Source organism: Calothrix sp. 336/3 (assembly GCF_000734895.2).
In the GTDB taxonomy this organism is placed as follows: domain Bacteria; phylum Cyanobacteriota; class Cyanobacteriia; order Cyanobacteriales; family Nostocaceae; genus 336-3.
This window is the reverse complement of record NZ_CP011382.1, coordinates 4450349-4475110: the sequence shown is the minus strand read 5'-3', so window position 1 is coordinate 4475110 and position 24762 is coordinate 4450349. Positions and strand designations below refer to the sequence as shown.

Below are 24762 nucleotides of genomic sequence, written 5' to 3'. Positions count from 1 at the left end.
CTATAAAGCAGGAATAATAATTATAGCGACAGAGAGAATAGGATTATTTTATTATTTTTCTATCTTAAATCTTGCACCTTACTAGTAAATACGTAAAAAATTGCACACATAGTGATTAATTACTCTCTTCATTGATATTTTATTTTTAGTCCATTTCAATGGACTTAAGTTGTTAGACAGGGATTAAAAATCCCTGGCGGACGGGAACGTGGTTGAGTAGTAAAAAAATACTGAGTTAAATTTATTTTTAGCTTGCCCAAGGTGCAAGATATCAGCTATGTCAATTTACCGGATTTATAATTCAAAACAATAAAAATACAAGAATCAACAACAATTGATATTTTACTCACATCTATTTATGGGAATTTCAATCACAAAGGTTGTTCCTTGATTTAATTGAGAATTACAATAGATATTTCCACCATGTTTATTGACAATAATCTGATAACTTATAGATAAACCTAATCCCGTACCTTTACCAACAGCTTTAGTAGTAAAGAAAGGGTCAAAAAGCTTTTTCAGAATTGCTTCGGGAATACCCATACCATTATCAGCAATCTTAATCCTGATCCAATCTTGACTTATTACCTGAGTTACTATTTTTATTTGATTAGGTTGAGATTTAATCTCATGATAGTCACGTTCTGAATTTGACTCATCTAACGCATCAATTGCATTAGCAATGATATTCATAAATACTTGATTTAATTGACTGGGATAACATTCTACCAGAGGAAGTAAAGCATATTCTTTAATAATAGAAATTGCAGGGCGTTGATTGTTTGCTTTCAGACGATGCTCTAAAATCATTAGTGTGCTATCAATCCCTTCGTGGATATTTACTTCCTTTACTGCTGCTTCATCAAGACGAGAAAAGTTACGCAGAGAAACAACTATATTTTTAATGCGTTCAGTTCCCATTTTCATAGATGCGAGAACTTCAGGTAAATCTTGAGATAGAAATTCTAAATCTATACTTTGGATGCTATTTTCGATATTTTCTGGTGGTTGAGTATAATGTTCTTGATATAATCTTATCAGCATCATGAGTTCGTCTGTATATTCTTGCACATGAGTTATATTGCCATAAATAAAATTAACTGGATTATTGATTTCATGGGCTATACCAGCTACCATTTGCCCTAAGCTAGACATTTTTTCTGCTTGCACTAGGTGAGCTTGAGTTTGTTGTAATTCTTCTAAAGTTTCTCGTAATTGTAGGTTATTTTTTTGTAATTCTTCTGTTCTTAGATAAATTTTATTTTCTAATTCTTGATTATTATTCTCTAACTCTATCTGTGCTAGTTTCCGCGCGTGTAAGTGTGTTTTCAGCAATCGCAAAACTAATATCCAACAGGGCATTAATAGCACAAGACTACTTCCAGAAACAATAATAGACCAGAGAAGATTTTCTTGATACTGACTAACTGCATTTTTCATTTGAATTGCAATCGCAATATTTCTTTTTTCAACTCCAGAGGCATATTTTTGTTTTTGATTTATGTACTCAGAACTAGATAAAAGCTGATTCGCTAAATCTTTTTGATTATTTCTGACTAAATCAAAAGATTGTGATTCAATTTCTACTAAGCGAAGATTAGCTGCATCTGTTTGTTTCGCATCTTCAGAATTATATGTCTGTGGTGCTAAATTAATTAATTCCTTAATTGCCTTATCTAATAGGGGTTCATGCTCACGATATCTTTTTTCCCAATTTCTATCACCTGTTGCAGCATTCATCTTTGCTGACATGGTTAACAATTCATCTAAATAGGTGATTTGACTTGTTAATGTTTGTAATTTTAGTTCATTCTCAATGATATGATTAAATTGATAATAAGCTTGACAAGTAACTAATGTTTGAGGAATAAATAAAATTAAGGTTAAGGCAACGGTTAAGCTGATAAGTAATGAAGAATGAAGCGCCCAGTTTCTCAAAATCTTTTTATAACGAGATAAAGTCGTTTTTTGTAAATTATGAAATCTAGTCAGTATCTTCTGTAACATATATAGTTGAAATATAGAGCAAAGCAAAGAATAATATTTAGTTTAATTGAGAAATTATCAAAAGTAGAGAGAGTAAATACTGTACAAAATTTGCAGATATTCGTGAATTTTAAGTATTTTCCTCAGATTTTCATCGGTTTATGACAAAATGTTTAAAGATGAGAAACTATATTAAAACTTTCGTTTAATTCTTTTTTAGTATAATTCGCATCATTACTGAGGTATCAGACTATTTTATCAAAATAGTTAGCGATCGCCACTATACTTGATGCATATTTTATAGTAATCGTCAAGATAGATGCAATCAAATACAACATTGCCGAAGAAAAATATATTCAAACTTTTTAATTTTCTTCAAGCCCTGGGTGCGTTAATATCAGCATAGTCGATTATGTTTAATCTTAGGCAGAATCTCCACAAGAATTGATGTATCTTAGGTGGCATAATCCTACCCCTACATTACAAATCAACTGTTAAACCTGTGAGTGAATTAGAATTACACCCTTTGCTTTCTCATTTGCCAGAAGATGCACTGAAAGAATTTACAGAATGGTGCATTTTTGAACAGGCGATCGCTGCTGGATTTGAATTTACACCTGACAATAGTCGTCTGGAAGGTTTGCTTACCCCTTACTACATTGAAGAGTTAGTAGATCAATTTGTCACGGCAACAAGAAACTCCATTGAAGGTGGTTTAGCAGCTTTATTGGCAGGCAAAAAAGCTGATGCTCATGCTTTACAAGGTATTGCCATTGTAGTTGATTTTATTTCTTTGTATGTTTTGTATTTGGTTCCTAAGGGTAAAAATAATACTTTAACTACAGATGAAAAACTTGTAGAAGCATCCCAGGAGCAATACAATAAGTTGCAGGAAATTAGTCAAAAATATGTCACTAGCTAACTAATTTTTCACCCCACAGTTTTATCTGTGGGATATATATATTACCTCTATAACTATAATTTAGCATTTCTGTAATAAATAACCCTTTAAGCTTATTGTCTACTTTTCAACTAGCTGTTTTCGCAACGGGGACACCGATAATTGCTTCAATTTTTCTAACAGAAGCAACTAAGTTATTAGCTTTTTCTGACAATTCTAATAATTCTGCATTTGTTGCTCCCATTTTGATGGCAACTGTTAGTTTAAATTGCAAATTCTCCGCTTCTGAAACAGATTGAATTAGCTGATCAAATAATTCTTGAGGATTATTATTTTTGGCAAATAGTGGTGATTCTAAATATTGAGAGATAACCAAACTTACTGAGGAAATAAAGTTAATTACAGCAGTGGCGATCGCGGCATTTCTCGATTCCATTAAAACAGCCGAAATTAAACCCACGCTTGTGACTGCACTCACCAAATTACCAATCAATCGCAATTTCATAGAACTTTTTAAGCGTCGTCTTAACCATGTCAAACAAATATCAATACGTGTTTTTGTTGTAGACAAGGCAATTATTGCCAATTCTGCCACAGCGATAGCATCAGTTTCTCCTACAGTCTGCACCTCTTTGGCAAATTCCTGGGGATGCTCCTGATGCCAAGTTTTCAGCTTTTCTGGTTGGTAGAGATATAATACTTCAATCAAAGCATCATATTTCGGGTGACTAATCATAAAATTTTGCCAAAATAGCCCAAATTTATCAATTATCATTTAGTTTATCGGACTATGGTGACAGATAAAAGTCACGATGGCAAATGATGGAATCAAGTCAATAAACCTTTTCCATCATGAAAAGTTAAGTTTTGTCATTGCGACATTAGGTAGACGAGCGAAGCGAGACTTCTCGGAGAGTATCAATCTCACAGTCTGGAGTTTTCAACTTCTCAAAATAGACGAGATTTAGTTAAAATACTTCTTCCTGATAATCATCAAAGCAATATAAATCATCTAAGTCATCCAAATCATCAAAACTATCTATTTCTGATGTCATATTTCCAGTGATGTCCACAGTATTGACATAAAATGATTTGATAATTGAGGCGATGCCAATTACCAATAAAACTGAGCCAAAAATACCAAAAATTACTGAAAATAACCAAAGACTAATCCAGCTATTTATCTTCGCATTATTAGGATTATCCGCTTGATAGTATACTTTTACTTCCTTTCCTTTAGTAAATTCTGACGAGGAAGTATCTGATGTGAATATTGTTGATTTCCCATCAATAGTATTAAATTGTACTACAGGCTGATAATTAATGTAAGTTTTTCCTTTGTTATCAGTTCCCCGATATGCGACTATATCAACTATTGTGCCATTGGCAATTTTCGCTTGAGAAATAAAATTATAATTACTGACTCCATCTAATACAGCAATTAGCGCAAAGATACTACCAACACCACCGAAGATAGAACCAAATATACGCCAAAATAATTTTTCGTTCATAGCAAATCTCGGATTACAAGTAAGTATCTCTACACACGAGGTTTACCTGGTTCCTGAATTTTGCCCTAGATTACGCAGAAGCGGGAGGAAGTTGCTTTTTAGGGTTGACGTTCACCTTCACCTGCACTTTTATAGCTCTTTTGACTAATACACGCACTTTCACTAACACAGTTTCATCTTTATAGGTGACAAAAACTTTTACACCATTCTTAACTTTGACATAAACTCTGACTTTGATCACAGTCTTCACAATCTCCGTCAATTTAGTTGGTCTATTATCTACAACACAACTGGATGACAACTAGGGTATAGTTAATATCAAACTGCGATTTTTTCGGTTAAACAGTGGCAAAAATTACAATTACGTCAAATTCATCAAGATTTCCGTATTCAGGTCAATAATTGAGACCATAAATCAGTATTAGTAACTATGATAAAACTTTACTTCTGCTTGGGATATTCATACTTGTGTTAATAAACTTTGAGCTTGCCACAAAACCTGAATAGTATCAATGTCAATCCCTAACTCTTTTCTAATCTTGCTAAGACTTTGGTTTTTATAACTATCAAAGTCGAATTTATTCAAATTTTTGGTCTTGACTTTACTGCCGTACCAAACTCCTAAATCAAATGCTAGTAAATGAACTTTTTTAAAACGAAATTTTAAAGGATAAAATATTGTTGATATCAATTTAAACAAAGACCGATGAAACCATTTACAAGAGACATCATTACCCATGGTAAAGCCTAAAACAAATGCTTCATCATATAATGATAAATCTCTGTCTAGCAACAAATGTAAGCAGTCATGTCTGTAAAGGTCTATTTTTCCTGAAAAAGGTAAAGGGCTGTCAGGATTTTCTAATAACCATACAATAAAGGGAATTCGTGATGCTGGCTCCCTACTCATTTCTAGATAAGCGCTATGAAGTGTCTTTTCTGCTTGATTTTTGAAATTATTTAATTCTGCATCACAAGTTATTTGCCATTGTAAATTTAAGCTAGTATCCATCTGTAAATTCCTAAACAATCTACAAACAGGAAAAGGGAAGCGGCATAAAAAATCATGCTCGTATCTTTTAACAAAATACTAGATAACAGCATTTGAGAAGAACTTGCAGCTAAGAATAAAAAACCATAGCCACTAATATCTATATTTGAAGCTAAAAGTATTCCACCTAGGATTGCAAAACAACTACTTGATATTTTTAGTATGTTGGCTAATTTATCTCTACTCTCTTTTTTTTTAATTTGTAAGGCATATCTGATTTCCTATATTTTCTTACAAGGACTCATGCACTAATAAAATCAAAGTAATTAATCAGCTTTGAAATGGAATAATGACTGTATTTTTTTTATCATCATTGTGACATTACTAGTATATTTCCTGATATATAAAATATCAACTGTAAATTTACTAAATATTATCAACACAAAATTGTTCTGATAACTATAAAGTCAAATCCCTGTCAAACAAAGGTTTTAATCTCGAAAACCATTTTCTAAAATATGTCTTTTTGATTACTTCATAAAGTATCTAAATTTCTAGACAAAACTATATCTACATAGTATAAGGAAAATTATAGTGTAAATTTATCCCTGCTAATACTGAAGTAATGGTAGCAAATTCTATCACGGCTGATGGAAAATGTACTGACTGATTTAGGAGTATGTAATAAATTCGACTTTAGATATTTTGCAGTCGGGTAATTTGTTGAGTCTCTCAAGTGAGTAATTTGACCGGGATTTACAAGTATCCTCCCTCCCCCCTTATTTGCTAAACTCCTAGGTATCAGCATTTGTATAACGATGCCCCTATGTTTCGTAGTTTCAGAAACCCGGTATTTGCTAGACTCTACGCTGCTCAAAGCATAAGTCTGTTGGGTGATGCGCTAACTTGGGTTGGTTTAGCTTTAGTTGCCTTTGAATTAGCTGGAGAACAATCGGCAGTGGTACTGTCTACTGCTCTGACTCTACGGGTGACAGCATTTGTGTTGCTTGCTCCCCTTGCTGGGGTAATTGCCGATCGCCTAGATCGCAAGGTAATTATGGTAGTCACTCACCTAGCTCGGATGGCAATTGTGGGGTTGCTGCCTTTTGTGACGCAGACATGGCAGATATATATATTAATACTAGGATTAAATATATTTAACGCCTTTTTTACCCCCACTTACCAAGCGACAATTCCCCTAGTTACGGGAAAGGATGATTATCCCCAGGCGATCGCCCTTTCTAGTACAACCTATCAGTTACTAGGTGTAATTGGTCCCGGTATCGCTGGAGGGATTGCCGCATTCACGGGAGCAAGGCAAGTATTTTTCTGGGATGCTGGTAGTTTTTTAGTGGCAGGTGTATTAATTTTAACTTTACCTGGTCAATTAAAAGTTGAGTCTCGTCAGGGATTACCGAGTCAGAAGGGTCGAACTTGGCAGGATATCAAAAGCGGCACAACTCAGTTATTTGCAGATTCTGCCCTCCGCTATGGGTTGTTGATGCAATTAGTTAGCTCCATTGCTGGGGCGGAGATTTTGATTAACACTGTTGGCTACGTTCAAGGTACTCTCAAACTCGGCAACGTCAGCTATGGCTGGGTTATGGCTGCCTTTGGTACGGGGGCAACTCTGGCATCGGTAGCGATTGGGATGGTTGGAAACAAGCTGCCTCGAACAACCCTGGTGTTGTGGGGTGGGTTGCTAATCACCCTTGCTCTGCTGCCTGCCAATGCTGCTAATTTATGGGTTTTGATGGCTCTCTGGCTGTTGGCGGGTGTGGGACAAAATTGTGTTAATTTACCAATGCAAACATTAATTGCTGACCGTATTTCTACTGAGATGCAGGGACGAGTTTACGGCGCACATTTTGCTTGGAGTCATTTCTGGTGGCTGATATCCTATCCTTTGGCGGGTTGGTTGGGTGGTAACTTCCCTTCGGTGGAGTTTTTCTATGGTGGTTTAATTGGCTTATTTTTGCTCCTGATTGTACAGCTCACAAAGAGCGAAATAACACCCGTCCCGGTAAAATTTCCTGATTAATTTTGGCATAGACTCGTAAACAAGCGGTAACTTCTCCGGGAACTCCTCCCCCATCGACTTGTAAATCATCTTTTGACCATTTGCAGATATCTGCATAGGTTCCCCACAGAGGACGAATCTGTACTTGATTGCCAGCATCCCTTGCTTTTTCCACAGCAGCATCCAGGGTTTGCCGTGCTTCCTGTTGCAATTTCCCCCACCAAGAATAGCGATCGCACACTGGCAGGTAAACTAGAGAGTGGATGGCTTCATCTAAGTCTAATCTGGCACGCAGGGCTGTTACGGCATCCCCATCGATGGTTGCTTGTACACGGTGAAAGCGTTCAATCAGGGCAGTGGTGTACTTTTCTGCGTCTTTAGTCAGGGGGCGAATTCCAAAGCGATCGAGGCTTTTTAGGGCATGGTGTAAATACGTATCCAAAGGAACAAAATATAGAATAATTGATACGGCGCGGGTGAGAATATCTAGCTCTGTCGCGGTTTTGATTGCTTGCAGGCGAGTATCAAATGGTATTTGCTTGTGGAGATTATTATAGAGATTTTCTGAGGAAATCGGCAGTGAGTTCAGCCAAGTTTGGGCGATTTTTTCCGGTACTCGCAGCAGTAAACCTTGAATTTCTGCCTCTAATCCCTGGTTGTGACTGCTATGAAACTGATAGTCACCGATGTAGGGGGAAAGTTCTGTGAGTAGGGAATCGGCAAGGGGTTGTAGCTCTAAGGGTTCCAGGATATCTTGCCATCCGGGGGAAGTTGTAGCATCAGGAAGGGAGAGTAATATGCTAAGTTCTTGGAGAATTTCTTGACAAACTGCCTCTCCTGGGTCATTTTCTAAGCTATGTAGGGCTTGTTGTAGCTGAGTTTGCAATCCAGATAAACCCAGACGTAGTACCCAGGCAAGTTGAGAATTGGGAATGGTGAGGAGTTTTTTGTAGGAAGTCATGAAAGTTATCGTTTTTACCAGTCTGGAAAAAATTATAGGTTGTGAACGTTAACATCCCTAAATACTATCTAAATTAGCACTGGCGATCGCACATACGGGTGCTGAAAACACTGGAATAAATGGAAAAAACGGAAAACGAAGAAAAACAGGAAAAAGAAGAATGAGCGATCGCTACAGCATGGTAATTCAATGGTCAGAGGAAGATGGACTTTTTTTGGTAAATTTGCCTGAGTTCCCCTGGTAACAGTTTCATACCCACGGTAGGACTTATGAAGAAGCAGCTACAAATGGTCAGGAAGTAATTGAGACTTTTGTGGAGATGTTGAAGGAAGAGAATAAAGCACTACCAGAACTGAGAATGCTACCGACAAAACCGTTGCAAGTTGCTTAAGCTGAGTTGGTGATTACGTAATGCTAAAAACCTTAAAATGAGATGGTCAAGTCACCCGATAAGTAAACGGATATTTGATTTTTCAGGTTGTATTACCAGCTAATTACTGTCAAACTTGTGACTTGATTTAATTCGCGATCGCCTGTTACTAGACTAGCCCCTACTTGAAGTGCTGTTGAAGCAATAATCGCGTCTGGGAGTTTTACCCGATATTGCAACCGGACGTTAATAATCTGTTCGATTAGTAAATTATTACTAGTAGCTAAGTCAATTACCTCGACACGCTTGAGAAACTCTTCAAATAGATTGCAATCGCTTTCATTTAGCCCAGAAAACGCTAAAAATTCAATTTTACTAATGACGGAAATTCCCACCCATTCGGCGCTTTGCAATAATGTCACCAACGCTGGAGAAGCATTTAATAAGGCAACTATGGCATTTGTGTCCAGCAGGTAACGTTTACCACTCATCCCGTAACTTCCTTGTTTCTGCGATGCTATCACCCTGCCAACTCAAACGTCCTGCTAAATCAGAAAAATCGTAGGATTTCATCTGAGTAGTATCTGCGGTGCTTGGGTTGACAACGACAATCACATCAACAGCACCAGATGATAATTCGGTGGGAATATCAAGGTGTAAGTGTCCCAAATCATCAATAACTGCCGCCAGTTTTATAACTTTCATTTCTAAGACTTTATATCTATCACCCTTATTATAAATAGCAACATTTCTCGAAATAATTTTTTAATCGACAAATTTCTTGGCGATCGCCCTGCCAACTCAATAGATTCAATGACAACCATCGATTACTCCTCAATGCACCCCACAGAAGGGATCGCGCTCTGTTTCGACGTTATTTGATTGGGGTTGAAGGCTGTCTCGAAAGACACATCCGGGTTGTTGTAAACACTCGACACTGGTGCTGATGAAATAGGGAACTTCAAAGGGATGGATACGGATTATACCTTGTTGATTCAGGGTGACGTAGTATTTACAGGGATATTCGCTGGTGATTTGGGGTTGGGGTAATTCACCGATGAGTTCCCAGGTGTTGGATTCGGGGTTACGGAATTGGAAGTAGAAGGAATGTTTGCCACTAGCGGGAAAGGGTGGAAGTTCGCTAATTAATCCCTCTTCTGGGGATGATTTATCGGAGGAGCGGAAGTTTTGAAGTTGTTTGCTGTAGTCTTGGTTGCTATCAAATATCAGGGTGTGAGCGTCGGTTTTGAGGGCGATCGCCGATTCGGCAACGTTAACGGCAATATCACAGATGATGGTACCGGATGCGGTAATTACTGAGGAGACACCAATGGCGGCGGCGGCGTCTAAACTGGGAAGATGGTTAGGGATAAGATAGTGGGGTTTGTCGTGACACAATAGTAAATCAATGTCGAGTTTTTGATTGATTTCAAATTGCACGAAGATATGATTTTTGAAGTCGTCTTCAGACATTCCCAATTTTTTCATTAAAGCATCGCCGTTATAACTACCCCATAGTTGTAATTTCATGTTCTCGAAGTCTTGGCGACGGATATTATTAGTTAATTGCATTCCTAACCAAGCACTGCGATATTTAGCAAGGTTATCGGTGGCAGAAAGCTGATACAATTCTTGTCCAGCATGGAAAATCGGGTCGGGTGTACCGCCAATTACTTCCCGCACAAAGGAACAAGGGAGAAAATAGAAGAGATTTTTCACATCTATATATAGTTGGTTAGCTCCTTTTTTCAGCAATTCTTTTGCCTGTTGGGGGGAGAAACTCAACTGTCGTAATTTTTCAGCAAAACAAGCACCGGCGGAGGTGGCAAGTTTGGTATATTCTGGTTCAAAGGTGACTCGCTCCGCATTCCAGAGAAAATGGGGTGACTGACTGAAGACGCGGTAAAGTTCTGTTTCTACAAGTTGTAAATTACAGGTTTTTCCGGAGAGAATTAACCAATCTACCTGTTCTTGATTATTATTAAAAGCACTATTAATTAACCCTTGGGCAATACTGATGGCTTCTCGGACTACGGGGGCAACTGCTCTGGTAAACTGGTCGGGGGTGAGGGTAACTTGCAAACTCCCAATCACACCCTGGGGTAGATTAATGTCATTTTGTGCGAGTAACTCGGCGATTTGTTCCCCATCGAGAATAAAGTTACCTGCGGTGCTATGCTTTTGACCGAGTTGTTGTTTGACTGTTTCTGCATATTCCCAGAGGGTATAAAAGCTTTGTAACCGGGAAGGTTGATTTTTCCAGCGCGTCGGAATCACTTTTTCTGCATCATTGAGCGCTTCTTTATATGCTTCTCCTTCCCTGACTTCACTATCTACACAACCCAGGAGGGTTCCCGGTTGGAATTTACCGTTATCAAGGAAGCGATCGCTCAATTCTTCCGGTTGTACTTTTAAGGTATTCTTGGGGATGACATCCTCGGCAACTGCACTCAGTAAACAGTCAGCAACGGCAGCTTTCAGAAGTAAGAATAAACGTAGGGTAATTAATTCTCCCCCCAATTGTAAATGCCCTGAGGAACCAAGTAATTTGGGAGTTAATTTATAATAACGTCCCCCGTCTCCCCGATCTTCTCCTACCTCAAAGGGGTTAATTTCTTCCAAAGTTAGACGAATTAAAGCTAAATCCGTTGTTCCTCCCCCGATATCTAACACCAAGACATTTTGCCACCATTTTTCCCCATCATGACGACAGCGAGTTTTGAATGACTCAATTCCCACATTCAAATCACCGCCAAATTCTCGCCAGAGAAAGAAAATTGCCACGGATACCGCTTCATCATAAGCCATTTGCACATCGGCAATATCTAGCTGCTTCACCAACTGCTCAATTTCTCGGCGAATGAAGGGGGAAGCAATGGTGGGGTAGGTGACAACGGCGCGATAAAATTTTCCTTGGGAACATTTGCCAGAACTTTGACGATACTTTTCTGTTAATTCAATCAGGTGAGAGTAAGCAGCTTGGAGTAATTGATTAACAGGAATACTGGCAATTTCCCCCTGGAGATTCATACTAAAAGTACGCTCCTGTCCAAAATAGCGCTTGGGAGAGTGCAAAAATCGTCCCTCAATAGCTTCCCCATTTCTAATTGCATCCAGACGGTGCTGTTTGGCAATATCCCCTAAACTTACCTGTAATTCTGGCTGTAAATTGGTGACTTCCAACTCACTAGAAATCTCACTCAACCGCCGAGTTTTATCCAACTCCACAGGTATCAAACTTTGCCATTCCAGGGGTGGCACGCGAAAAACTTCGTGGTAAATTTGATTGAGACGTTTACTAGAAGCACGACGAAACCAGGGTAAACGCTTACTCAGAGAGATTTCCACCTGTCGCACCACTTCCAGCAGTTGCTCACCCTGAATATTTTGCACATTTACCGAACCCAACTCCTGCAAGTTTTTACTGAGTTCTGTGAGAAACCTTTGCCACTCCTGTACCCACGCTTCCTGACTCACTCCCGGGATGTCATCCTGGGGACGTGCATCAATCCATGGCAATAGGCGATCGCGCAATCTAGATTCCTGCTCTGCTGGTAAACTGTGGGGTGTAACAATCACCTTGGGGTCGTAGAGTGTAACTGTAGAGTTAGAAGTGCCAAAATCAATGGCAAACCATCCCGGATAGGTAATTTCTGGTTTTTTCTCTGCCACAGGATTCACCACCACTTCAGTTACAGGTTGCTCTTCTACAGGATACGTCCAAATCAGACAATCTGCTGTGGCAAGGTGACTCTGGGATAAATCTGCGCTGCCTCGCACATCTGGGTCATAATATTCTACAGTCACGTTCAGGTGACAATTTACACCCACTGGTAAAGGCTGATGCCAACGGCATTCGTTCTGTCTCAGTCGCTGGGGACTCGTCAATCTCAGTAACTTAATCGTACCAAAATCTACGCTCATATAAGCATTTTGCATATTTGCCGCTAAATCACCAGGTGTTCCTGTGACAGTGATTTGAATTCGGGAAATATGGGGAAAATTAATATTATGGGTAGGTTTGATTTCGATTCCGGGAAGTAGTAACAGGGAAGAATCGTTGAGATTTGTTCTGAGTTGATAGCGACTAAATAGTTCGATTTTAACTGGCATTGCTAAGTATTCCTGGAATCTGTCGTCTCAAAACCGGATTGCTGGAGTATCAATTATTATCTTAATGTTTTGGGAAAATGCTTTTTGCCTACCGTCACAGACTTAATATTTGCTTTATCCACTAGTCCTAAAAATGGCAGTATCAAAGCTCAAATCAATAGGGGGTTTAACCCTTTAGGGGTATCGTCCCTTGGCGCATAATTAATACTTTACTTAATATGAGAGTCCGCATAATCGATAACGCCAGCGCCAGCTTTGACACCGTATTCACTGGCGCTTTTATTTTGCCTGAATGGGTAATTTCAGGAGGCGATCGCTGTAGCTAATTTCTCTTCCCTTCGCCTAGGTACATCGTAGGTCATAAAATCATGTGCCATGTGGGTATTGGGGAAAATCGCTCGTGCTTCTTGTAGCAAATCTTTCAGTTCTATTTGATTACCTGGGGCATAGCGCGGGCTGAAATGGGTCATAATTAAACGGTGTGCCCCACCAACAAGGGCAGTTTGGGCTGCCATGGTAGAGGTAGAATGGAGGCGCTGAAATGCCATTTCTGCATCTTGATGGGCAAAGGTTGCCTCATGAATTAAGACATCTACATCTTCCGCTAATGCCACCGCTCCATCACAGTACACAGTATCAGTACAGTAAGCAATTTTACGTCCTATTTCCGTGGGTCCGCAGAGTTCCCGACCATCAATGACTCTACCATCATCTAAAGTAACAGTTTCACCCCGCTTGAGTTGACCGTAAACCCGACCGGAAGGTATACCTAGGGCTTTGGCTTTTTCCACATCAAAACGCCCAGAACGGTCTTTTTCCGCAATACGATACCCAAAGGCAGGAATGCGGTGATGTAAAAGACCACAAGTTACCGTAAAATCCTCATCTTCGTAAACTATCCCCGGACGCACCGCATGGATTTTCATCGGGTAGGAAAAGTGAGTGTGGGAGTAACGGGAAGCGGCTTGCAGATATTCTTGTAGTCCTGGAGGTCCATAGATATCAACACGTTCAATATTGCCAGCTAAACCACAACTAGCAAGTAAACCCATCAAACCGAAGATATGATCACCGTGCATATGGGTGATAAAAATTCGGGAGAGTTGACTGGTTTTTAAATCACTGCGTAGTAATTGATGCTGAGTTCCTTCTCCGCAGTCAAACAGCCAAAACTCTGCTCGTTGTGGTAATCTCAGGGCGACACTGGAAACATTGCGCGATCGCGTGGGTACCCCGGAACTCGTCCCTAAGAATGTTATCTGCACAGCGTCTGCCTACCTCTTTTAAAATTAAAGGGTGTGTCAAATATCATTATCTCTTAAAGAGAATCCCCATTAGTGACCCCGACCAAAAGGCGATCGCTGGGTATGAAGCCACAATGACTAATTTGCATACCCCTCTGGGACTGATAAATATATATAGTTAAATCCTGTCATTCCCAGACTATGAAACACTACCATCGTCGCCAAGTTAGTTTAACTGCATTGATGACACTGTTGTTAACCGTTGCCCTACCCGTTGCTAATTTTCCATCACTATTAATTACACCCCAAGTTTTGGCACAAACAGCAGATGCACGAAAAGCTGAGGCTGATCGGTTATTGCAGCAGGGTATTAAGCAGTATCAAACCAGTCAATTTACCGCCGCGTTGCAGTCTTGGGAGCAAGCGTTAAAAATCTACCGGGAAATTAAAGACCGTCAGGGTGAAGGTACCGCATTGGGGAATCTGGGAGTTGCTTACCGTGACTTAAGGGACTATCAAAAAGCGATTGAGTTTCACCAACAATCTTTAGCAATTTTCAAACAAATCGGCGACAAAGCTGGTGAAGGTACTGCCTTGCAGAATCTGGGAGCTGCTTACGATTCCCTAGGGGACTATCAAAAAGCCATTGACTTCCACCAACAATCTTTAGCAATTGCTAAAGAAATAGGCGACAAAGCTGGTGAAGGTCGTGCCTTGGGAAATCTGGGAAATGCTTACTATTCCCTAGGGAACTATAAAAAAGCCATTGAGTTCCACCAACAATCTTTAGCGATCGCCAAGCAAATCGGCGACAAAGCTGGTGAAGGTCGTGCCTTGGGGAATCTGGGAACTGCTTACGATTCTCTAGGGGACTATCAAAAAGCCATTGAATTCCACCAACAACGTTTAGCGATCGCCCAACAAATCGGCGACAAAGCTGGTGTTGGTAAAGCCTTGGGGAATCTGGGAAATGCTTACCATTCCCTAGGGGACTATCAAAAAGCCATTGAGTTCCTCCAACAAGGTTTAGCAATTTTCAAACAAATCGGTGACAGAGCTGGTGAAGGTACTATCTTGGGAAATCTGGGAATTGCTTACTATTCCCTAGGGGACTATCAAAAAGCCATTGAGTTCCATCAGCAAGGGGAAATCTGGGAATTGCTTACTATTCCCTAGGGGACTATCAAAAAGCCATTGAGTTCCATCAGCAAGGTTTAGCGATCGCCAAACAAATCGGCGATAAAGCAGGTGAAGGTCGTGCCTTGGGGAATCTGGGAAGTGCTTACCATTCCCTAGGGGACTATCAAAAAGCCATTGAATTCCACCAACAACGTTTAGCGATCGCCCAACAAATCGGCGACAAAGCTGGTGTTGGTAAAGCCTTGGGGAATCTGGGAAATGCTTACCATTCCCTAGGGGACTATCAAAAAGCCATTGAGTTCCTCCAACAAGGTTTAGCAATTTTCAAACAAATCGGTGACAGAGCTGGTGAAGGTACTATCTTGGGAAATCTGGGAAATGCTTACCATTCCCTAGGGGACTATCAAAAAGCCATTGAGTTCCATCAGCAAGGTTTAGCAATTTTCAAACAAATCGACAACAAAGCTGGTGTTGGTGGTGCTTTGCGGAATCTGGGAAATGCTTACTATTTCCTAGGAGACTCTAAAAAAGCGATTGAGCTCCTCCAACAAGGTTTAGCGATCGCCAAACAAATCGGCGACAAAAATGGTGAAGGTGCTGCCCTAAATAATCTGGGAGCTACTTTGTTCAAATCGGGGGATCTTGCAGAAGCCCAAAAGGTATTAAAACAGGGGATTGAGGTTTGGAAGTCTCAACACGGTAGACAAGGGAAAGATGAGTTTAAAATCTCCATTTTTGAGGAACAGGCACGCACCTATCGTACTTTACAACAAGTCTACATTGCCCAAAATCAACCTGATGCCGCTTTAGAAGTGGCGGAAAATGGACGCGCTAGGGCTTTTGTGGATTTACTGGCTAGCCGTCTCAATATTACCCCCACAGAACCAACCATTGACCAAATTAAACAAATTGCCAAAGCCCAAAATTCTACCCTCCTTCAATATTCAATTATTTATAACGAATTCAAAATCAATGGGAAAGAAGAAGCCAAAGAATCGGAATTATATATCTGGGTGATTAAACCCACGGGGGAAATCACCTTCCGCAAAGTTGATTTAAAACCCTTGTGGCAAAAAGAAAATACTAATTTAGATCGTCTTACCACCACCAGTCGTGAATCCATTGGTGCAAGAGGCACAGCTTTTCGTACTATTATTGTTTCCCAAAACCCCGACACACCCAAAGCAGCCAATAAACTCAAACGTCTCCACGAATTATTAATCGACCCCATCGCTGATTTATTACCCAGAAACCCTAGCGACAGAGTTACATTCATTCCTCAAAGTAGCCTATTCCTCGTTCCCTTCCCCGCACTCCGGGATAAAGACGGGAAATATTTAATCGAAAAACACACAATTCTCACCTCCCCCTCGATTCAGGTTCTCGATTTAACCCGCAAACAAAAACAACGCATCGGTAACAAACCCATCCAAACCAATAACGCGCTGATTGTCGGTAATCCCACGATGCCTTTCGTACCACCGAAAATTGGCGAAGCACCGCAACAATTATCACCCCTACCGGGTACGGAACGGGAAGCCAAAGCCATTGCGAAATTATTCAAAACCCAAGCCCTAATTGGCAACAAAGCCACGGAAATAGAAGTCAGCAAACGCCTACCCCAAGCACGATTGATTCACTTAGCTACCCACGGATTATTTGACGACATTCAAGGTTTAAATAGTGGCATTGCTCTCACCCCATCATCTGGTAATGCAGGTAATAAAAATAACGAAAAAGAAGATGGTTTATTAACAGCAGGGGAAATCCTGGATTTAAAACTCAACGCTGAACTAGTAGTTTTAAGTGCTTGCGATACCGGAAGAGGTAAGATTTCTGGGGATGGGGTAATTGGTTTATCTCGCTCCCTCATTACCGCCGGTGTACCCAGTGTCTTAGTATCTCTCTGGGCGGTTCCTGACGCGCCTACAGCCGAGTTAATGACGGAATTTTATCAAAATCTGCAAAAAAGCCCCGATAAAGCCCAGGCGCTGCGACAGGCAATGTTAACGACGATGAAACAGCACCCTAATCCCAGTTCTTGGGCAGCTTTTACCCTAATTGGGGAAGCGGAGTAAAAAATAAGTAATGAGTAATGAGTAAGCATTGTAGGTTGGGTGGAGGTTTTGCGTAACCCAACATGATCTGAGCCACCCAATGTATATATTGGTTTTGGGGCTTCACTTTGTACCCTTCGGGAAGCAAGCTACAAACCAACCTACTTCTAACACACTATCGAACGTGATTTCGATGAGCTTGGATACTTCGACAAATCGATAAAAAACTGCCCCAACGAGGATTATACCAATTTGAAAAAACAATACGACACATGGACAAAACCCCTCCTCAGTTCTGCCCGAAATCGGGGAGGGTGCCCGATAGGGCGGGTGGGGTATCTGTCGTAAACATTTTTTGAATCGGTATTATAAATCCCCGTCTAACATCCAAAGTCAATTAAAAATGGACTCGAAATACAAATCGAATCCTTTGCTATCAGTCATCTTGTAGAGGAATTGAGCTATTAGATGGCAATTTTTAATCGCTGGCTCGAACCGTCGAACTCACGTCATCTTTAAACTCAACCCGGTACATATTAGCTCGAACCGTCGAACTCACGCTATGGGCTGTGTACTTTGTTGGGATTTATCCATATTTAGTTCATGCAGTTTTTGTGATTTTCTCGTTCCCATGCTCCGCGTGGGAAGGCATTCCACGAGGCTCTGCCTCGAATCAGGAAGCAGAGCTTCCAATCACTGTATTCCAAGCCAGAGTCTTGGAACAAGTTTTTCCCCTCACGGTTTTTGTATGAATTTATCACTCGACAAAGGCACAGAGTCAACAGCCTACCCTTTAGCTAATTTTTACTCTTATTACCGTCCTTATTATTTTCATCTTCTACACTTTTACGCATTTCCACAAATTGCTTACCAAGAGAAGTGATTTTAAGGTAATTAGAAAGGTTACTTCCTTTATAGGGGATATCACGAATTTCTTCTATGTCATCAATGTAGCCAACATCTCGTAAATGATAAAGCTCTCTCTCCATTCTTGATGTCATTTCATAACTGCCATAATTCCCTGAGTTAATTTTTTGCAGGGTTTTATACATATAGTCTGACATGGAAAGGGTGAAAATCTTATCTGCTCTCGTTTTTGTCGTACCCAGCTTTTTATTGATAGAGTTGATTTTTGTGTCGATTTTTTCTCTATCAAAAGTCATGGCAACAACATCATCCATACGTGGCATTAAAAACATCAGTATGCCAATAAAAATCAATGCCGCTATTAGGAATGCAGAATTTCGTCGAGTAAACAACATTACTAACAGAATGCCTTCCATAAAAGCCAGACTTGAAAAAGCAGCCCACCACTTGTTGGAATCGTCTTGACTCTGACTCACACTTGTTCTCCTCGCAAGCTTGGGAATAAAGTATTTTCTTTGGATAAATTTAATTATAGTTTCTATTTTTGAAGAGGTTACTGCCGGAAAATACCATGTCTAGATATAAAGACATTTGCCCAAGCTTTTAGTATAAATGCTTAATTTTATGCCATAATTTATCGTCTCAAAAATTACCATTTTTCACTTTTCTCTTCCTTGAGAATACGGCATTTATGATGTTGTTAATAACTGACGAATTAGAGAACTCCACAAAAAAGATGATCCAGTGGTTATGCTGGTTTAGCAAAAACTTCCACAAACCATTTTCTGAGATTGGGAAGACGATAAATCTGTTTTTCGACTTCCGCCATCGCTTTGTTTGTCAGCTTAACCCCAGTAGAATAGACTTTTTCAACTAGAGTCACCACTGGATTTTGTCCTTTAAAGGTAAGGGTTTTAGCGAAATTCAGTACCGCTTCAACAGTGTCAACTAAACTACCATTCCAATGCTGCTCTAACCAGCCAAAACAACGCTCCACTGGATTATATTTGCTATGATAAGGGGGATAATAAGCAAGTTGCAATGACAGTTTAGACGATGTAGCAAAGTCAATAATGCGCTTCATGAATTGGGTACGACGGGAATGATTTTCTGGTCCATTATCTTGATTAATTACCAGTTTTTGAATGTGAGTAAATCGATGTTTAATGCTTTGCCACCAGCTTTCAACTATGTCAACAATACAATCAGCAGTCAATTTTGAAGAAACGAAAAATAGAAATAATTCGTTGTATTCAGGTAAAAAAATTCCGTAGGGAATAAGGGTTGTTTCTGGAGCAAAATCATGGTCTAGGGAGATAGTCGGTACGCGAGTTTTTCCACCTCTGTCAAATTCTCCAACTTTAACTGCCACCTTCGCATCAATGGAGATTCGCAGAGTATGAGGATCATTATCAGCTTCAGTATTGATTTGCTCGACTTGTTCAAAAATGGCTTCTGTTTCTGGAATCTTCTTGGTAGGCTTAGTTTTAAGAACTCGTTTTAAGGTATAACCCAAATCATTCAATCGTCGTCGAATTGTCTCTGATGAAGGTAGTTCTTCGTCACTATAACCACATTGTTCAATTAGCTGACGACGTACTTCACTTGCAGTCATGCGTGTATATAAACGGATACTTTTAAAGCTGGGGTCAGTTTGGCTTTGTGGGTCTACTAAAGATTTAATATCCGACAACAAGTTTGGTAATTTTGTTTCCACCCGCCTACGTCCACTACGCTCGAAACCATCAATAAAAGGCTGACCACTCTCTAACTCCTGCATCCCTTTACGGATAGTGCGTCTATTCCACCCCAATTCACGTTCTACTAAAGTCTGTCCACCTATTCCCAACCCTTTGACCACTTCTGCCATGAATTGTCGTCGGTCGCTTCCCTTGAGTTTTTTCGCTGTTTTGATGTAAAGAGATTTTAGATTTTCGGTGAGTTGAATGATAGATTTTGGAGACATGAGGTAGGCTGCACACTGAAATTATCTTTCTCTCATCATAGGATCAATCATTCTGTGGAGGTCTCTTATTGTCATATCTTTATCTTTAAATCCAGCCATGACTGCATTTCCATCTTTCACAAAAAGAGGGCGTTTGAGTAACATAGCATCTTCAGCAAAGGCTGTAATCCATTGTGCATCTGTCCATGTTTTCTTTTCTGCTCCTAGAGAACGGTAGGATAAACCAGAAGTATTTTTCAGCGCGGAAGCACCCAAAGAATTCACCCAGCTTGTAATCATTTCTGAGGTGGGAGCTTGTTCTTTAGTATTGATGAATTCATGGACAACTCCTTGACTTTGCACCCATTGCAGAGCTTTTTTACAGGTGCTACAGGTGGGAATGCCATAGATTTTCAGAGACATAATTTTCAGTATATTTAACTATAATTTGGTATGATTATACCAAGGAAAAGGATAGCAATAGAACTCGGTTTCACTACGCGATCGCGATTCTCTTGACTCTCTGAATCCACAAACTAAATTTTCCTAACTCTATGGCTCCACCTGATAAAAACTTGGTGAAGATTGAACCATCAACAATGGTGTTAATTATCTCGATTTTGCTGTTACTACCCTTGTTATACCAATTCATAATTCGTAATTCGTAATTCGTAATTAAGAAAGTCTTATCTAGTCAGACTTTCAGGGTTTGTATCTGTTTCACTATTTTCGTGAAATGGTATTACCCCTCTTTTGTTACTTTAGGAAGAGAAAAATTGACAAGAGGTTCAACTAGCAACAGAGAAACTGACTGGAGAAGCGCGAAAATCATTCATAAAGTTGATTAATTTCAAAAAGCAACGCTTCATACCAGGAATGTTAAATACTGTGAGCCAAGGTTGAATCAAACAGTAAAAAATATAGGGTTGAATGAGCAATCTCAGATTATTTAAGGCACTCTTCCATGTGGTACCAGATTCCCAATTAGGATGTTGACTATATTGAGAACTATTAAAGTCTATTGAGGAAGGTAATTCTGAACTAGATGTTGATTGATTTTGGACATGAAGTTGAAAATAAGTAGCCTGAATGCTAACGAAAAGGTAAGCACTAAAAATGATTTCCCACCAGCGTTCAATACTTTCATAATCAGTTAGACGAAAATCAGCCCAACCTAGTTCATTCTTAACTTGTTTAAAACCATATTCAATCCAATTTCTTAAACTATAAAGTTGCGCGACATTCAGTGACAAATCAGTTGATAAATTTGTCATGATGTACCAACTTTCATCTCCCGTAGGGTCGGGTGTATTCATCTTACTGATTTGGTAGTATCTGGTACGGCGACGTTTACCAAAAATAATTTCTCTCAAGTAACGAGTTTCAGTTTGACGATGTGAAAGCTTTTGCTCATAAGCTTTCCAGCGATTATAACGTTTTCGGCTTCCTGGGGGCATCAACACTCCATGATTGGAGCGAATTGCTACGATAAACTCTAGTTCTAATTTTTCTAAACATCTAATTACATCTCCACTCTCACCATATAGGCTATCCGCTAACACTAATTTAATTTTGAAACCCCATTCTTTCAACTCTTGAATAATCTCTATTGCTATTTGGGGTTTACTCTTATATTTATCGCCTTCTCTTAAGCGATTTCTCGGTTTAAATATTTGGAACATTAGAGGATAAGTAATCCCATCTACTACACCATAAGCATTTACAGATACTATTCCATTCTCTGTCTTGCCTAAGTTTCCGATATATTGACTAGTCACATAATCTGTTGATTTTCCCTTTTTCTTATCCCCGGTTTCGTCAATACATAAAATTATTTCTCTTTCTCCAATAAACCTTTTGATCAACCACAGCCTAATTTCTCTTAACTTTTTGACATCCCACAGTGCATCTCTCAAAAAATGATGTAGTGTTTGGCTATCTTTTAACCCCACTGTTTTAGCTATTAGGGGTAGGGTTTTTCGCGGGATTTCTGAAACTATGCCCAAATGTAAGAATTTGAAAGCTTCAAAATGCCTCACATCCTCAAATACTGAATAATAGTGCTGGCAGTAGTTATCTATGAATGCCACTGTGCTTACTGGCTGTCTGCGCGGCGTAACCATTCCTATTACTTACTTTGTCTGCTTTTTTTCTGATTATACTCTCCCCGTAGTAACAAAAGAGGGATTACTTGCGGGGTTTTTCTCCCAATAATCAAGATTCCTAGTACAGGGTGGCTAAAATACACCACCTATTCCAAATTTCTGAAACACTTGCAGTAAAGTAATTACGTTAGCGTAGCTCTCCCGCAGGGAGCATTGCGTTAGCGTTAGCTCTCCCGCAGGGAGAATTACGAATTACGAATTACGAATTACGAATTACGAATTACGAATTCCGCGTAGCAGTACTAGGGTTCTACGGTGACATGTGTACCAATTGTGACTAATTCATACAGTGCCATAACATCCCGATTTCGCATACGAATGCATCCATGGGATACCGCTTTGCCAATCAAATATTCTTGATTTGTCCCGTGGAAACCTAGTTGAGTTTTGCCATCTGTCCAAATCCCAATCCAGCGATTTCCTAGGGGGTTTTCTGGTCCCGGTGGTATCATTTTCCCAGTTTTAAAACTTTTAAAAATCGGGTCTTTTTCCATATTAAATACCCGAAAATTACCCAGGGGTGTTTCCCATCCAGGTTTTCCAACAGCGATAGGGTAGGTAGCTAAAATTTCTTGCCCCCGATAGACAACAACTTTGCGTTTGCGACGTTTGACTACTAAGCGGATGGTGAAAGTGGCATTTTCTGGGGGGGTTGTCTGCGGTGGTTGTTTCCCAGGAGTAATCACATCCGGTAAAGGTTTTTCTGGAGTGATTACAGGTAATTGACTGCTAGGAGAATTCACTTGGGCGATCGCTTGACTAGGAGTAATAACTACTACCTCTCCCCAGGATGTCAGCAAAAGGGAAAAACAAAAAAATCTCTGTAATAGCTTCCCAGTCAAACTCATCGCCATAAATTTACTGTTTTAATACCTACTTCAATCTAGTATAGATTTTAGCACAGTGTAACAACCTTACCAAGTTTGAGGAATTGGTGCAGGTGCGGGTGTTTCAATGGGTGCGGGTGCAGGTGCAGGTGTTTCTATGGGTGCGGGTGCGGGTGCGGGTTCTACCTTCGGAACTTCAATTGGTTTCGAGACTGGTATAGGGTATGGAGCAAGTTTGACTCGATTGCAAGGGATATCTGTAATTACGACTTTGCGACCAACGATTTGTCCGATGTGGGCACGTTCCTGGCGACTTAAACCAGTATGTCTGATGGTACCATCTTCAAGTTCTAAGGAGACGACATCACCGACCACACTGTAAACAGTACCAACTATTTTCCCATCTTCAAACCCTTTAGGGTCTTCTGCTTGGGCAATTTGTGCCAGTTTACAGACTTTAGGAGTGGGAATGGTGAGTGAGGGATTTTCTGATGCTGCGATCGCACTTCCTGCGGAAATAGAAGTTAACAGCAAGATGGAAGGTACAACTTGTTTGTGTGACAACATAATCGTCAAGTTCCTGAATAAATTATTAAAAATTGCATCAATCTCTTGATTTGGGCGCAGATATTTGAATACCCAATTTTCAAGTTGGTAGAACTCTGATAGGACAACTTATGCTTTTATATCTACCACTTCCGTTGCTCAAAAAAGACTATTTTCCAGATTATTTTAGGAATTTGTCAGATAAATACTGTCTTTGTTGCATTTTCGCCTAGGTAATTGTCATCATGCTCAGAACAGAGTAATATTGTTTTTTTATTGCATCCAGTTGTGTTACGCAAAGTGTTAAGAAGTGTGTGGGATACCCTTCCCCCGCTTCCTAGCACTAAAACGCAGAAACCACCCATGGAAAAAGACTTTTACCTTCAGTATGCAGCGACAGAAGACAAGCATTGGTGGTTTGTTGGTCGGCGCTGTATTATCGACCAAAGAATTTCTCAAATTAAATTACCGAATCATCCGCAAATTCTCGAAGTTGGTTGTGGAACTGGTGGCAATCTCCAAATGTTAGCTAATCATGGTGAGTTAGCAGCAATGGAATTAGATGAGAGTGCTTGTCACTTGGCGAATCAAAGAGGTGTTACCCCAGTCAAATTGGGTAGCCTACCAGATAATATTCCTTTTAATCAACAATTCCATCTAATTTTAATGCTAGATGTTTTAGAACATCTTGACGATGATTTAGCCGCACTGCAAGCTATATTCTCTCGACTCAAACCGGGCGGTAAATTACTGATCACAGTTCCTGCTTATCAATTTCTCTGGAGTCAACACGATGTGATCAATCATCATAAACGTCGTTATGTGATGAGAAGTTTAGCACGAGTAGTGAAGAATGCCGGATATGTCATTGAATATAGGAGTTATTTCAACACCTTTTTATTTCCGGTGGTAGCAATTATTCGCTGGTTGAAAAATATCCTGGATATTCAAGATAATCCATCTCAAACTAGTGAGTTAACTATCCCCAGGAAACCTATCAATCAATTATTAAGTCATTTATTTGCAAGTGAGGGCTATTTAATGAAGCTTTTCCCCTTACCTTTTGGTGTCTCTATTTTAATGGTGGCAGAAAAACCCCAGAAATAGGACTATCTTGA

Annotated in this window: 22 protein-coding genes and 1 pseudogene; 6 read left to right on the top strand and 17 right to left on the bottom strand. The window is 39.8% G+C overall.

Annotation, left to right across the window (positions count from 1 at the left end; translation table 11 throughout):
- Positions 1 to 342: 342 nt before the first annotated feature.
- Positions 343 to 2007: a sensor histidine kinase gene (locus IJ00_RS18620; protein WP_082127354.1), complete on the bottom strand. Its 1665-nt coding sequence runs from the start codon at positions 2005 to 2007 to the stop codon at positions 343 to 345.
- A 481-nt stretch (positions 2008 to 2488) separates the two neighbouring features.
- Between IJ00_RS18620 and IJ00_RS18615 the strand changes: the two genes are divergently transcribed.
- Complete coding sequence (locus IJ00_RS18615; protein WP_035155420.1) at positions 2489 to 2908, top strand: hypothetical protein; 420 nt, start codon at positions 2489 to 2491, stop codon at positions 2906 to 2908.
- A gap of 106 nt (positions 2909 to 3014) precedes the next feature.
- Here the strand turns inward: IJ00_RS18615 and IJ00_RS18610 are convergent, their stop codons facing one another.
- The 4 genes from IJ00_RS18610 to IJ00_RS18595 all read right to left on the bottom strand — a co-directional run bounded on the left by IJ00_RS18610 (position 3015) and on the right by IJ00_RS18595 (position 5410).
- On the bottom strand, positions 3015 to 3623 hold the full coding sequence (locus tag IJ00_RS18610; RefSeq protein WP_035155418.1) for a hypothetical protein: 609 nt from the start codon (positions 3621 to 3623) through the stop codon (positions 3015 to 3017).
- A 232-nt stretch (positions 3624 to 3855) separates the two neighbouring features.
- On the bottom strand, positions 3856 to 4398 hold the full coding sequence (locus tag IJ00_RS18605; RefSeq protein WP_052754492.1) for a DUF3592 domain-containing protein: 543 nt from the start codon (positions 4396 to 4398) through the stop codon (positions 3856 to 3858).
- Positions 4399 to 4468: 70 nt separating this feature from the next.
- The gene (locus tag IJ00_RS18600) at positions 4469 to 4648 is read right to left on the bottom strand and encodes a hypothetical protein (protein WP_035155415.1); all 180 of its coding nucleotides are present in this window, start codon (positions 4646 to 4648) and stop codon (positions 4469 to 4471) included.
- A gap of 210 nt (positions 4649 to 4858) precedes the next feature.
- Complete coding sequence (locus IJ00_RS18595; protein WP_035155413.1) at positions 4859 to 5410, bottom strand: hypothetical protein; 552 nt, start codon at positions 5408 to 5410, stop codon at positions 4859 to 4861.
- 805 nt (positions 5411 to 6215) lie between these two features.
- Between IJ00_RS18595 and IJ00_RS18590 the strand changes: the two genes are divergently transcribed.
- Positions 6216 to 7430 (top strand): MFS transporter, encoded by a 1215-nt coding sequence (locus IJ00_RS18590; protein WP_082127352.1) that lies wholly within the window; start codon positions 6216 to 6218, stop codon positions 7428 to 7430.
- On the opposite strand, the gene IJ00_RS18585 is transcribed toward IJ00_RS18590, so the two are convergent.
- Positions 7384 to 8370, bottom strand: coding sequence for a hypothetical protein (locus IJ00_RS18585; RefSeq protein ID WP_035155410.1), 987 nt, complete (start codon positions 8368 to 8370; stop codon positions 7384 to 7386). The two genes, IJ00_RS18590 and IJ00_RS18585, sit on opposite strands and share 47 nt — an antisense overlap.
- Positions 8371 to 8530: 160 nt before the next feature.
- On the opposite strand from IJ00_RS18585, the pseudogene IJ00_RS29715 reads away from it, so the two are divergent.
- A pseudogene (locus IJ00_RS29715) lies at positions 8531 to 8761 on the top strand (type II toxin-antitoxin system HicB family antitoxin).
- Positions 8762 to 8853: 92 nt separating this feature from the next.
- On the opposite strand, the gene IJ00_RS18580 reads toward IJ00_RS29715, so the two are convergent.
- From IJ00_RS18580 to IJ00_RS18565, 4 genes are all read right to left on the bottom strand, one after another.
- Positions 8854 to 9231: a type II toxin-antitoxin system VapC family toxin gene (locus IJ00_RS18580; RefSeq protein ID WP_035155407.1), complete on the bottom strand. Its 378-nt coding sequence runs from the start codon at positions 9229 to 9231 to the stop codon at positions 8854 to 8856.
- Positions 9221 to 9445 carry a hypothetical protein gene (locus IJ00_RS18575; protein ID WP_035155405.1) on the bottom strand — a complete coding sequence of 75 codons (225 nt, stop codon included), beginning with the start codon at positions 9443 to 9445 and terminating at the stop codon, positions 9221 to 9223. The genes IJ00_RS18580 and IJ00_RS18575 overlap by 11 nt, the downstream gene beginning before the upstream one ends.
- Positions 9446 to 9574: 129 nt before the next feature.
- Positions 9575 to 12853, bottom strand: a complete 3279-nt coding sequence (locus IJ00_RS18570; RefSeq protein WP_035155402.1) for a virulence factor SrfB — start codon at positions 12851 to 12853, stop codon at positions 9575 to 9577.
- A 302-nt stretch (positions 12854 to 13155) separates the two neighbouring features.
- Positions 13156 to 14118 (bottom strand): ribonuclease Z, encoded by a 963-nt coding sequence (locus IJ00_RS18565; RefSeq protein ID WP_035155400.1) that lies wholly within the window; start codon positions 14116 to 14118, stop codon positions 13156 to 13158.
- Between the two features lie 180 nt (positions 14119 to 14298).
- On the opposite strand from IJ00_RS18565, the gene IJ00_RS30190 reads away from it, so the two are divergent.
- Both IJ00_RS30190 and IJ00_RS18560 read left to right on the top strand, forming a co-directional pair.
- Positions 14299 to 15273 carry a tetratricopeptide repeat protein gene (locus IJ00_RS30190; RefSeq protein WP_339366958.1) on the top strand — a complete coding sequence of 325 codons (975 nt, stop codon included), beginning with the start codon at positions 14299 to 14301 and terminating at the stop codon, positions 15271 to 15273.
- Positions 15249 to 17315 (top strand): CHAT domain-containing protein, encoded by a 2067-nt coding sequence (locus tag IJ00_RS18560; protein ID WP_371259651.1) that lies wholly within the window; start codon positions 15249 to 15251, stop codon positions 17313 to 17315. Before IJ00_RS30190 ends, IJ00_RS18560 begins: the two co-directional genes overlap by 25 nt.
- Before the next feature lie 776 nt (positions 17316 to 18091).
- Here IJ00_RS18560 and IJ00_RS18555 read toward each other — a convergent pair.
- From IJ00_RS18555 to IJ00_RS29435, 7 genes are all read right to left on the bottom strand, one after another.
- Positions 18092 to 18577: a hypothetical protein gene (locus IJ00_RS18555; RefSeq protein WP_046815030.1), complete on the bottom strand. Its 486-nt coding sequence runs from the start codon at positions 18575 to 18577 to the stop codon at positions 18092 to 18094.
- Positions 18578 to 18909: 332 nt separating this feature from the next.
- A complete protein-coding gene (locus IJ00_RS18550) occupies positions 18910 to 20109 on the bottom strand; it encodes an ISAzo13 family transposase (protein ID WP_082127446.1) in 1200 nt (399 codons plus the stop codon).
- A gap of 39 nt (positions 20110 to 20148) precedes the next feature.
- Complete coding sequence (locus IJ00_RS18545) at positions 20149 to 20529, bottom strand: Spx/MgsR family RNA polymerase-binding regulatory protein (RefSeq protein WP_046814860.1); 381 nt, start codon at positions 20527 to 20529, stop codon at positions 20149 to 20151.
- Positions 20530 to 20602: 73 nt separating this feature from the next.
- Positions 20603 to 20758: a hypothetical protein gene (locus IJ00_RS29150; protein ID WP_168163501.1), complete on the bottom strand. Its 156-nt coding sequence runs from the start codon at positions 20756 to 20758 to the stop codon at positions 20603 to 20605.
- A 136-nt stretch (positions 20759 to 20894) separates the two neighbouring features.
- Positions 20895 to 22229, bottom strand: coding sequence for an IS701 family transposase (locus tag IJ00_RS18540; RefSeq protein WP_035155395.1), 1335 nt, complete (start codon positions 22227 to 22229; stop codon positions 20895 to 20897).
- Between the two features lie 284 nt (positions 22230 to 22513).
- Positions 22514 to 23125: a L,D-transpeptidase gene (locus IJ00_RS18535; protein ID WP_052754491.1), complete on the bottom strand. Its 612-nt coding sequence runs from the start codon at positions 23123 to 23125 to the stop codon at positions 22514 to 22516.
- Positions 23126 to 23185: 60 nt separating this feature from the next.
- Entirely contained in the window at positions 23186 to 23665 is a 480-nt protein-coding gene (locus IJ00_RS29435; RefSeq protein WP_035155393.1) for a hypothetical protein, read from the bottom strand.
- 342 nt (positions 23666 to 24007) lie between these two features.
- On the opposite strand from IJ00_RS29435, the gene IJ00_RS18525 reads away from it, so the two are divergent.
- Complete coding sequence (locus tag IJ00_RS18525; RefSeq protein WP_035155391.1) at positions 24008 to 24751, top strand: bifunctional 2-polyprenyl-6-hydroxyphenol methylase/3-demethylubiquinol 3-O-methyltransferase UbiG; 744 nt, start codon at positions 24008 to 24010, stop codon at positions 24749 to 24751.
- Positions 24752 to 24762 lie beyond the last annotated feature (11 nt).